Consider the following 11356-nt stretch of genomic DNA (forward strand, 5'->3'; position numbering starts at 1 on the left):
GACGCGTAGTAGTATGCCCATGCTAAAGAATTTGAACGCAAGATAAAGCGAGGTCGTTCGCTCTTGGAAAGGTGAGTGCTCATGCAATTCGCATCGTTAAGCGGGATATGGTTCTCGCTTTCAATCCCCTTTATCTTGGTGCTTTATTTGATAAAACGCCGCTATATCGATACAGAAGTATCCAGCCATATGCTCTGGCGGCGTGTTCTTCGCGAGCAGGAGGCCAATCGGCCATGGCAGCGTCTAACCCGACAATTATTACTCCTGCTTCAACTGCTTGCAGCGTCCATACTTGTGCTTGCTTTGATGCAGCCCTATATCCGTGGCCAACAGACTGCGAAATCACATATTTTTTTCGTCCTAGATGCTTCAGCAAGTATGCAAACATCAACCGAACGAGGAACAAGGATAGAAGAAGCGAAGCAAGACATCTTAACTTTCGCGCGCGAAGAAGCCCAGAACAGCAGTTATTCGCTTTTAATCATGAAGGATCAACCAGAATTGCTTCTGCAACGGGAATCAAGTCTGTCTTCTTTACAAGCCGCTTTGAATAAAGTTGCTCCCTTTTACGGCAAAACGAATGTAAGGGAAGCCTTATCCCTAACCTCCGCGCTCACACGGGAAGAACTAGATGGGGAAGTACGCATTTATACGGACAGCCAGTGGGTGGAAAACGCCGAAGGGGTTACCTTTTCAATTCCAGTCAGTATTCAAGAGCCTGGGATACAGAGACGAGCAGGTGATGAAGTCACCAACCCTCCAGAGAATGTAGCAATTACGCAATTCGGTGTTAAAGAAATTCAGGATTCGGCGGAATATAAGGCTGTTGCTGTTGTGAAGAATTGGGGAACTGTAAGTATTTTGGTAAAAGCAGAGCTTTACGCGGATTCGAAAGAAATTCGTACGGATTCCCTGAACCTTAAGGGCAGTGAGCAAAAGTCAATCTACGTGGATAAACTTCCACGTGCTGATGTCTACAAGCTGCAGCTTAATGGAAAAGATGTATTGGAAGCTGATAATACGGCTTATGCCTTTCCTGAAGGGACTGGCAGAATCCAAGCAGCTTATGTTGGAGAAGGCAACCTTTTCTTAGAAAAAGCACTCACTTTGGCAAAGACGGATATTCTCCATATTCAAAAAAACATTGACGGAACTTACCCGCCACCTTTGGGGCTTGAGCCAGACCTAATTATTGTTGATGGTGTGACCGAATCGACTTTAAAATCGGATGTTTGGCAGCGCCTGCTTGCATCCAAACCTGTGTGGCGGTTTGCGCCCTCCTCAAAGTCTGACTTAGAGCCTCAGCAAATCATTTCAGCATCACCGTTTTCGATAACGGATCATCCCATCTCGCGTTACATTCATCTGCAGGACGTGAATGTTGCTCAGGCTCAGACTAGAGCGCTAAAACCATGGGAGAAAGCTATCATTTCGTCAGCGTCCGTACCGCTTGTTCTAGCAGGTACAGAAGAAGGTATACCTAATCTGACATTTACGTTCGCGCTTGAGCAATCAGATCTGGCACTGCGTTCGGAATTCCCCATTCTCGTTCAAAATGCTGTTGCCTGGTTGACTCAGCACCATGGTGGCAATCTTGGCTGGCTTACTGCAGGGGATCGAAAAGAAATTGTTCTTCATCCAGAAGCGACGAAAGCGATTTGGAAAGCAACCATGGAAGGTGTAAACGAGGAAGAGGCAGAGCGAAATGGAGACCAGCTTTCGAGTATGCAAACTGCGCCTAAGCTCCCGGGTCTTTATGAATTTGTTGAATATAATGCAGGTGGTAATAAGGTACAGACTCGTCTACTTGAAGTTGTCATGGATCCCAGGGAATCTAATGTGAATGGGAAAATAGAAAACAAGCTGGTTTTCAATCCAGATAGTGGAGTCGATGCCGGTATAGATCGAAGTAAAGATATCTTACCAAACAATACGATGTTAATTCCTTGGCTTATCGTGATCTTGCTTATTCTGCTAGTACTGGAATGGGAGGTGTATCGACGTGGGCATTCAATTTGAACACTTGCCCGTCTTACTGTTGATTCTACTTCTTCCTTTTTATCTGGGTTGGCTGTGGAAAGGCTTGCACCGTCTACAAGGTGGACGAAAAAAGCTCGTAGTTTCTCTGCGAGCCTCAGTATTCATTCTTCTGATCTTCACCCTTGCGGAAACCCAAATAACTACTAGGCTAAATCACAAAAGTATCGTGTTCACGATAGATCGATCTGATAGTGTGAAGGAAGACAAGAAGGAAGCTCAATGGATTCGCGAAGCTGTCAAAGCCCGTTCTTCCGAGAAGGACGAAGCGGGTGTTGTTTCGATGGGACTTAAAGCTTCCATAGAGAAGAACATGGATGCTAGAGAGATGAATGGATTTCAATTTACTGCCCAAACGAACACACAATTTTCCGATATAGCCTCGGGTTTGCAGCTAGCTTCTGGTCTACTTACGAACGGAAAATCCGGCCGCATTATTTTGATGTCGGATGGCGAAGAAAATGTAGGTGACGTATTGCGCCAAGGCAAGCTCCTACGCGACCGCGGTATCCAAGTAGATGTCGTCCCTCTCGCTGCCAAAGAGCGCAAAGACGCCTCGATTGAAGCCGTTCGTGTTCCGGATAAATTATATCAAGCAGAAGCCTATACGTTGGAGGTAGTCATCCGTTCTACAGGATCCGGGTCGGCTCAATTACGGGTTTTTGAGGACAATCGAGAGATGACCGCTGGATCGATTCAACTGAATAAGGGGGAGAATAGATTCGCCTTTCAATCACTCGCCAAGGAACCGGGTTTTCATCGGTATCGAGCGGAAGTGTATTTGGAAGGGGACGAGCAATCAGCCAATAATGCGCATTACGCATTTAGTAAAGTAGAGGGTCCTCCCAAAGTACTTATTGTTGAGGGGAAAGCAGGTATTTCCAAAAATGTGGAGGGGGCACTGCAGTCCGCGCTTATCCCTTTTGAAACGATAGCGCCTGAGCTGCTTTCCAATGATTTTGTAACGTATACCGGGTATGAAAGTATCATTTTAAATAATGTAGCCGCAACTCAAATGCCGCAATTGAAAATGGAAATGATCGAGCAGGCTGTCCGAGATTACAGCGTAGGGTTGGTCATGCTTGGGGGAGATAACAGTTATGGATTGGGAGGATATTTCAAAACGCCGATCGAGCGTGCGCTTCCTGTGTACATGGACCTGCGCGGGAAGCGAGAGATACCCTCATTAGGCATTGTGCTTGTAATGGATAAATCGGGCAGTATGTCAGGTGAAAAAATGAAGCTGGCTCAGGAAGCCGCGTCACGAACAGTCGACTTACTCAGGGATAAAGATACGCTTGGGGTACTTGGATTTGATTCATCCCCTCAATGGTATGTGGAACCGCAGAAGCTAACGGACAAATCAGGCGTCATCCAAAAGATTAATGCGATACCCGCGGATGGCGGAACGGAGATTTACACAGCTGTAGAGCAAGCATACGCTAAGCTTTCTAAGGTGGAGGCCCAGCGTAAGCATATTATTTTGTTGACGGATGGACAGTCCTCCACGACTCAAAGCTACGAAGCATTGACCGCCGATATGCAAAAAGAAAATATCACGATGTCTACTGTTGCCATCGGAACCGATGCGGATCAATTGCTGTTGAAGCAGCTAGCTGATTTGGCGAAGGGAAGGTATTATGCGGCTGTAGATCAGACGACAATCCCGGCGATTTTTAGCCGAGAAGCTGTTCTGATATCACGTACCTACGTAGTTAATCAGCCTTTCGTACCGGCCTTTGCGGGAGGGGCTGACTGGCAAAGTTTTTTGGGAAAAGGGCTGCCTTCGCTAAACGGATACATTGCCACAACCCCTAAAGAGGCTGCAGAGGTAGTGCTGACAAGCTCTGAACCGGATCCAATTCTAGCAAGATGGCAGTACGGTTCTGGGCGATCAGTCGCCTGGACCAGCGATATGACAGGAGCATGGTCAGCGAACTGGGTAACGTGGCCTGCCTTTTCACAAGTGCTTACTGGCATGATAAAGTGGACGTTTCCGCAGTTTCAATCGTCTCCACTTGAGCTTAACGGACATTTGGCAGGTCAAGAGTTGACCTTAGAAGCCAAAAATGGAACTAACACACTTGACGGTTCACATGGTGAACAAGGGGAGCTTAGAGCTGTCGTTACGGATGAATCTCTTGGCTCACAGGAGATTCAATTTACATCTACAGCACCTGGCGAATATTCAGCACAGTTATCTGTGGATAAGTCTGGCGTTTATATCGCTAAGACGGAACTGTTTGCAGCCGGCAGCGAAGAGGGGACCGAGAAGCGGGTTATCGGCAGCTCAACTTCCGGCTTCGTGATCCCGTATTCACCGGAATATCGGATCACGGACGGACAGGGCCTGGGCAAGCTCCAGCAGCTTGCTGAGCTTACTGGCGGCCGGATGCTCTCGCTCGAGCATCCGGAGGAAGCCTTCGCTTTCGCTTCTGCCGCGCAGAAGCGATTGACCCCCATCAGCGAGTACCTGCTGATGGCGGCGCTCGCGCTGCTGCTGATGGACATCGCAGCGCGGCGCTTGGCCCTGCCGCCCGGCCTGTGGGCCCGGGCGTTCGCTTGGAGGCGGGCCGCTCCGGCGGGCCCGCCAAAGCAGGCGGAGACGCCGCTGGCGCGTCTCCGCGAGCGCAAGCAGCTTGCGGAGCACAAGCTGCAGCGCAAGACCGAGCGCTCTGCCGCAGGCAGCGCTCCACACACGGCCGTGGCTGCGCCGCCGCGGCCTGCCGAGGAGCAGCGCGAAGCTGCTCCGGAGCCTTTACCTCCGGCGGCGAGTGATGCGCCGCCAGACAGCATGAGCCGTTTGCTCGAAGCCAAACGGCGAGGGCGCAAATAGCGCAAAACACCTAGCAATTTCTTGCCAGGTACGATAAACTATTTGTTGAAGGGTGTCGAAGTTGATCCCTTATTGACAAGTGAATTAGGAGGGGATTTGATTGGCTAGAAATAGCTACTCCATTGGTATCCTATTAATTGGCCTGGCCGCCCTATTGCTTCTTGGTAAATTAGGTTTTTTCCATGTTCTTCTTTCGTTCTTCTGGCCGCTAGTTTTACTCATTCCTGGGCTGCTGTTCCACGTATTCTTTTTTAACCGATCAATGCCAGCAGGCGTTCTTGTGCCTGGAGGTATATTATCGACTTATGCATTAATGTTCTTTTACTGCAACATATTTGGATGGGGTTCCATGAGCTATCTATGGCCGGGATTTATACTTGGTGTAGCCATTGGGTTGTATGAGATGCACCTGTTTGATCGTGGAAGTGATCGAGGTGTTTGGATAGGTGCAATGGTGCTGGGAATTATTTCAGCTGTGTTTTTCGGGTTAACTCTATTAATTCATCTAGGGATCTATGTAATCGCTTTGATCCTTGTGGTGGCTGGACTTGTCATGATGTTCCGCAAGCGTAGTGTGTGGTAATTTCGAGCATTTCCTTGTAAAAGTTTTATGTAGAGCGGCATTTACCTTGCATAATGTCGAGAAACTGCGTATAATAAGTGTAAATGTCAAGCGTCGGCGCTTTCGTCCGACGCTTGTTTTATGAACAGAGACGAAAATTATAGGGTAGAGAGGGTTTGACATTCATGCACGCAAGAGACAAGATTCGCAATATTGCAATTATCGCACACGTTGACCACGGTAAAACGACACTCGTAGATAAATTACTTCAACAATCCGGTACATTCCGCGAGAACGAGGCTGTTCAAGAGAGAGCGATGGACTCCAACGATCTCGAGAGAGAACGCGGTATTACCATTCTTGCAAAAAATACAGCAATTAATTATAAAGACTACTTGATCAACATTGTGGATACACCTGGACATGCCGATTTCGGTGGTGAAGTAGAGCGTATCATGAAAATGGTAGACGGCGTTTTGTTGGTTGTTGATGCTTTCGAAGGCACAATGCCACAAACGAAGTTCGTTCTACGTAAGGCACTGGAAAGCAACCTTTCTCCGGTTGTTGTTGTTAACAAAATTGACCGTCCGAATGCGCGTCCTCAAGAAGTTGTTGACGAAGTTCTTGACCTTTTCATTGAGCTTGGTGCTACGGATGAGCAGCTTGATTTCCACGTTGTATATGCTTCCGCATTGCAAGGTACTTCAAGTCTTGATCCTGAGAAGCAAGATGACAATATGGAAGCTATTTATGAAACAGTTGTCAACCACATTCCAGCTCCAACGGAAGATGTTGACCAACCGCTTCAATTTCTTGTTACTTTGATGGATTACAATGAGTACTTGGGTCGTATCGGCGTAGGCCGTGTGAACCGCGGTAAAATTCGTCAAGGTCAAACCGTTGCGGTTATGACGCGTGAAGGCGGACAGAAGCAAGCAAGAATCGAGAAGCTTTTTGGTTTCACAGGCTTGAAACGTATTGAGATCGAAGAAGCAGCTGCAGGGGACATTATTGCCATTGCAGGGATCAAAGATATCAACATTGGTGAAACGGTAGCAGATCCTGCGAATCCGGAAGCATTGCCAGTCTTGAAAATTGATGAGCCAACACTGCAAATGACATTTATCGTAAATAACTCACCATTCGCAGGACGTGAAGGGAAATGGGTAACTTCCCGTAAAATTCGCGAGCGTCTTTACAAAGAGCTTGAAACAGACGTAAGCTTGCGCGTTGAAGATACGGATAGCCCGGATGCTTTCGTAGTATCTGGCCGCGGTGAGCTTCACTTAGGTATTTTGATTGAAAACATGCGCCGTGAAGGCTTTGAATTGCAAGTTTCCAAACCAGAAGTTATCATTCGTCAAATCGACGGTCAAAAAATGGAGCCGATTGAGCGTTTAATCATCGACGTTCCAGAGGACAGCATGGGTTCCGTTATGGAGAGCTTAGGTTCCCGTAAAGCAGAGATGGTCAACATGATCAACAACGGCAGCGGCAACGTTCGTCTTGAGTTCTTAATCCCTGCACGTGGTCTTATCGGTTACAGAACGAACTTCTTAACGTTAACTCGCGGTTACGGTATTATGAACCATGCTTTCGATAGCTATGGTCCATACCAAGGAGCTGGTGTTGGCGGACGTCATGAAGGCGTGCTTGTTTCCAGCGAATCAGGCGTATCTACTTTGTACGGAATTCTTTCCGTTGAAGATCGCGGTATCTTGTTCGTTCATCCACAAACGGAAGTTTACGAAGGAATGGTCGTTGGTGAGCATACGCGCGACAATGATATCATCGTTAACATCTGTAAGGAAAAAGCGGTAAACAACATCCGCTCCGCGAACAAAGAAGAAACTGTCAAAATGAAAACTCCTCGCATGTACTCTTTGGAGCAAGCACTTGAGTATTTGAACGATGATGAATATTGCGAAATCACGCCGAAATCCGTTCGTATTCGCAAAAAGATTTTGAACAAAAGCGAGCGCGAGCGTGCGGAGAAACACCGCAAAACAGCTGAAGCTAACGTTTAATTCACAAAGTGTTCTAAATATGGGAAATGTGGGCTACCCTGCCGCATTTCCCTTTATTTATTTAACATTTTGAGGGATAATGGTAATTGACTTTACTTTTTGAATGAAATGGAGTGTATGTTTTGACTGCCTTGAACGAGTGGTTTGGAAATCACCTGTACATCACTTATCTGTTAATCTTTATATTTATGTCCTATGTGTATAACAAAGTTTTCCGGACGCGGAAATTGCCGGTTCTCAAGACAGCTGTCATCTATGTTCTGCTGGCCATAGGATCGGTTATGCTGCTTGTTTTTCAAATTGTAGGACTGCCTATCGTGCTCTGCCTGTCTGTTGCCATAGCGTTAATGTTTCTTGTTCGTATTCGGTATTTCATTGAGAAAAGAAGCGGCAATAGACCAACATAATGCTACGATGTTAGTTTGGCTAAAGCAAAACTCAAGTTAAGCTTACGAAGCAAGTTTTCTCACGAAAACTCTTAGGAGGGGCGAATGACTCGATACTGGTTAACTCCGATTGTAGGCTATTCTCCTCTAGTGTTGGGAGCTGATCGCATAGAATGCTCTCCACTCACCAAGTTGGAAGCTTTCCGTGAATTGGCAAGTAGGAGACACCCCAGATTGCTATCTATGTTTAAAGCTAGCCTGCTGTTAAGCGACGACGAAGAGATATGTGGTTCTGAGTTCGTAGAACTTGATTTATCGCATTCTGAGGCTGTTGTGTTTGATGGCGACCCCTTTCATCTATCGCATTGTGCAGAAGCCTTTCTAGATCGTCTGCTGAAGCGCAAGGAAGCTTGGGACCTCGTGTCATCGCTTACTGACAGCGCATTAGATGCACAGCAAATTATTTGGAAAAATCAATGGCTTCGTTGGCTGGAACTAGGCTGCGATGTTATTTTACTTAGAGAGGACGGGCGTTAAATGAAACTGCAAGACGCCTTTTTTAATTGGCTGCAAATGCATATTGTAAGTCAAGCAAGACCGGATGATGAAGCGGCCAAAGAGACGCTTGATTTTTTTGCGCTTATATTGCGCGAAGATCATGGGGTTAGTCATTTGGAAATTGTGGACGAATCGGATCGGATGAAAATACACATCGCTTACGAACAAGAAGGCAACAAGTGTAAACAAAGTTTTGATCGTGAATCGGCAGAAAAGCTGCTTGATGATATTAACTCGAATCCGATTTACAATAATCAATAGACGTTCATGTTTGACGACATAACTTTTTTTTACCGACGTACACTAAGGTATACCTGTCTGAAAAAGGAGTGTTCGCATGAGGCGAAAATAGATACATAAGGGTGGAACGCTTGCCACCGGCTATGCTATACTGTAAGTGTAAGGAGCGTTTTCAACCACCTAGTAGGAGGCGCAAACGATATGGCTGAACACAACACAGCTTTACCGAAGCAATGGATAGATCGCGCCCAAATGATGACCGAGCCTGAATATGAGAAAACTTGTGTAAGCCGAGTAACTGTGAATCCAGCCGGCCGAGTTTTTGATGCGATAAAAAAAGCCTAGATCTGCGTATGCAGTCAGGCTTTTTGTTATCTTCCGTGGTTTACGGGTTCGGCATTTCCGCCGGATTCGTACCATTAGGTCCCGCATTGTTTGGCGTATTGCGAATATCACGCGGCAGCTGAGGCATTACACGGCCTATGATGTCTGCCATTTGCTCTGCGAATCCAGTAACTGGTCTTCCTGCTTGAACGTTATCCCGAATGTTGCGCAAGCGTTGATCCAAGTCCAAATCTGCAGTAACAATGGCATTGACTCCGTATGGATCTTTCTTGAGCGCTTCAGCTACCGAATACTTGGCGGTGCCGACTTGAGCTCTATCCAAATCTTTCTTAATGTTGATGCCGACAACAGCTGTATTACCGAAGACGACGCAGTGCGCGCTTTCAACCTGAGGGACGCTGGTGGCTAGGTTTTCCAAACGTTCTGCAACAGCCTTCGAATCTTTTATCTCGAGCTTTTGTGGGGCGATTTGTTGAACTTTTACTTGATTTTGATTCGGATTTTGAGAGGGGGCACCACTTTTCGGCGCTTGACTACAGCCAACCGCGAGGGTCAGTATTACTATAAAAACGCACAATAGTCTCACTTGAATCGTTCCTTTCTTTCCTGAATCTCGCGTTTAGTTTGTCCAGCACAGCTAGGTTGTATGTATTTAATATAACCAATGATCTAACGCCAAATTTGGGAGGGGACACACCAATGAAAAAAATTTACGTGTTGGATACCAATGTTCTGCTTCAGGACCCTAATGCTTTATTCGCGTTCGAAGATAATGAAGTAGTCATACCCGCCGTGGTGTTGGAGGAAATCGATTCTAAGAAACGAAATGCGGATGAAATAGGCCGTAATGCGAGACATGTTTCGAGATTGCTGGATGGACTAAGAATCAAAGGCAACTTGTCCGATGGCATCACACTCGAGCATGGCGGCAGCATTAAAGTGGAACTCAATCATCGCAGCTTCGCGAAGCTGCAGGATACGTTTGCAGAATTAACGAATGATAACCGAATTCTCGCGGTCGCGCTCAACTATCATTTGGAGGAGCAGGATAATGAGTATCCGAGACCTGTCGTTATCGTGAGTAAAGATACATTAGTTCGAATTAAAGCAGATGTCCTTGGTATACCTGCACAGGATTATTTAACAGATCGCATTGTTGCGCAAACGGATATGTACACCGGATATATAACGTTATACGTACATCCATCTATCATTGATGAGTTTTATTCTTATCGATTCTTGACTGTGACCTCGCTGAATTTGGGCTATATGCTGCATCCTCACGAATTTGTCATTTTGCGGGATGAGCTGGGTTCTTCCAAATCAGCTTTACTGAAAGTGACGCCCGATGCCAAAAAGCTGGAGCCGCTCTTCATGAGTAACGATCCCATCTGGGGGATTGCCGCGCGCAACGCGCAGCAACGAATGGCTCTTGAGCTCCTGCTCAATGACGAAATCCCGCTCGTCACCCTGACTGGGAAAGCGGGTACAGGTAAAACGCTGCTCACGTTAGCTGCAGGCCTTATGAAGATTGAGGATGACCGTAAATATAAAAAACTGCTAATTGCTCGACCTGTTGTTCCAATGGGCAAGGATATTGGTTATCTGCCTGGTGAAAAAGATGAGAAGCTGCGTCCTTGGATGCAACCGATCTATGATAATTTGGAATATTTATTTGATACCAAAAAACCGGGAGACATTGAAAAAATACTAGCAGGTCTTGGTAGTATTCAAGTCGAAGCACTGACGTACATTCGCGGACGCTCGATTCCTGGCCAATTCATCATCATAGATGAGGCGCAGAACTTATCCAAGCATGAGGTGAAAACAATTGTTTCCCGTGTAGGAGAGGGTAGTAAAATTGTTCTTCTAGGTGATCCAGACCAAATCGATCATCCTTATCTCGATGCCTCGAGTAATGGTTTAACTTACGTGGTTGAACGATTCAAGCAGGAAGGTATTAGTGGGCATATCACGTTGGAACGTGGTGAACGCTCACATCTGGCACAACTGGCAGCTGATCTGCTCTGAAAAATTCAAAAAGCCCACACTTGGTAATATCCCCTTTAAGTAGACACTCAAAAAAAACCTTATGGTACCATAAGGAAATGAGTACAACTTGGAGGGGATATTTCTATGGCTAAAAAAGGACAAACATTTAATCAGTATACGGAGGAATTTAAGTTAGCTGCCGTTCAGGAATACATGAAGGGATCATCCAGCTATAGAAGGGTAGCTGAAAAGTTAGACATTAGAAACTGTACTCAATTGAAGGTATGGGTGAAGAAATGGCTTAACGGAGAGGCCTTTAAGGTACGATCAGAGAAGACAACTACACCTCTTACAGGACGTCCTCGCACGATTT

11 protein-coding genes are annotated in these 11356 nt (G+C 46.3%); 10 read left to right on the forward strand and 1 reads right to left on the reverse strand.

The features are described from left to right. The first annotated feature begins 81 nt into the window (after positions 1-81). From G519_RS0118120 to G519_RS50270, 8 genes are all read left to right on the forward strand, one after another. The gene (locus G519_RS0118120; RefSeq protein ID WP_029195914.1) at positions 82-2019 is read left to right on the forward strand and encodes a vWA domain-containing protein; all 1938 of its coding nucleotides are present in this window, start codon (positions 82-84) and stop codon (positions 2017-2019) included. Then, the gene (locus G519_RS0118125; RefSeq protein ID WP_029195915.1) at positions 2003-4873 is read left to right on the forward strand and encodes a VWA domain-containing protein; all 2871 of its coding nucleotides are present in this window, start codon (positions 2003-2005) and stop codon (positions 4871-4873) included. The genes G519_RS0118120 and G519_RS0118125 overlap by 17 nt, the downstream gene beginning before the upstream one ends. A 100-nt stretch (positions 4874-4973) precedes the next feature. Next, positions 4974-5456, forward strand: coding sequence for a hypothetical protein (locus tag G519_RS0118130; protein WP_029195916.1), 483 nt, complete (start codon positions 4974-4976; stop codon positions 5454-5456). Between the two features lie 164 nt (positions 5457-5620). Further along, positions 5621-7462 (forward strand): translational GTPase TypA, encoded by a 1842-nt coding sequence (gene typA / locus G519_RS0118135; protein WP_029195917.1) that lies wholly within the window; start codon positions 5621-5623, stop codon positions 7460-7462. Positions 7463-7593: 131 nt separating this feature from the next. Beyond that, the gene (locus G519_RS0118140; protein ID WP_029195918.1) at positions 7594-7869 is read left to right on the forward strand and encodes a YlaH-like family protein; all 276 of its coding nucleotides are present in this window, start codon (positions 7594-7596) and stop codon (positions 7867-7869) included. A gap of 84 nt (positions 7870-7953) precedes the next feature. After that, a complete protein-coding gene (locus G519_RS0118145) occupies positions 7954-8385 on the forward strand; it encodes a hypothetical protein (RefSeq protein WP_029195919.1) in 432 nt (143 codons plus the stop codon). Then, a complete protein-coding gene (locus tag G519_RS0118150; RefSeq protein ID WP_029195920.1) occupies positions 8386-8667 on the forward strand; it encodes a hypothetical protein in 282 nt (93 codons plus the stop codon). Between the two features lie 180 nt (positions 8668-8847). Further along, entirely contained in the window at positions 8848-8991 is a 144-nt protein-coding gene (locus tag G519_RS50270) for a hypothetical protein (RefSeq protein WP_154669585.1), read from the forward strand. A gap of 40 nt (positions 8992-9031) precedes the next feature. On the opposite strand, the gene G519_RS43535 is transcribed toward G519_RS50270, so the two are convergent. Further along, entirely contained in the window at positions 9032-9577 is a 546-nt protein-coding gene (locus G519_RS43535) for a YhcN/YlaJ family sporulation lipoprotein (RefSeq protein ID WP_064743484.1), read from the reverse strand. 113 nt (positions 9578-9690) lie between these two features. Here G519_RS43535 and G519_RS0118165 point away from each other — a divergent pair, with 113 nt between their 5' ends. Both G519_RS0118165 and G519_RS0118170 read left to right on the forward strand, forming a co-directional pair. Continuing rightward, entirely contained in the window at positions 9691-11022 is a 1332-nt protein-coding gene (locus tag G519_RS0118165; RefSeq protein ID WP_029195921.1) for a PhoH family protein, read from the forward strand. A 105-nt stretch (positions 11023-11127) separates the two neighbouring features. Next, the coding region (locus G519_RS0118170) for a transposase (RefSeq protein ID WP_029195922.1) at positions 11128-11356 on the forward strand (229 nt) is incomplete at its 3' end.

This window comes from Paenibacillus alginolyticus DSM 5050 = NBRC 15375, assembly GCF_000422905.1.
In the GTDB taxonomy this organism is placed as follows: Bacteria; Bacillota; Bacilli; order Paenibacillales; family NBRC-103111; genus Paenibacillus_E; species Paenibacillus_E alginolyticus.

Excerpts from the sequence above, each read along its gene's own strand:
- G519_RS50270 (WP_154669585.1), top strand. The coding sequence starts at position 8,848 with ATGGCTGAACACAACACAGCTTTACCGAAGCAATGGATAGATCGCGCC.
- G519_RS0118145 (WP_029195919.1), top strand. The coding sequence starts at position 7,954 with ATGACTCGATACTGGTTAACTCCGATTGTAGGCTATTCTCCTCTAGTG.
- G519_RS0118165 (WP_029195921.1), top strand. The coding sequence starts at position 9,691 with ATGAAAAAAATTTACGTGTTGGATACCAATGTTCTGCTTCAGGACCCT.
- typA (WP_029195917.1), top strand. The coding sequence starts at position 5,621 with ATGCACGCAAGAGACAAGATTCGCAATATTGCAATTATCGCACACGTT.
- G519_RS0118150 (WP_029195920.1), top strand. The coding sequence starts at position 8,386 with ATGAAACTGCAAGACGCCTTTTTTAATTGGCTGCAAATGCATATTGTA.
- G519_RS0118120 (WP_029195914.1), top strand. The coding sequence starts at position 82 with ATGCAATTCGCATCGTTAAGCGGGATATGGTTCTCGCTTTCAATCCCC.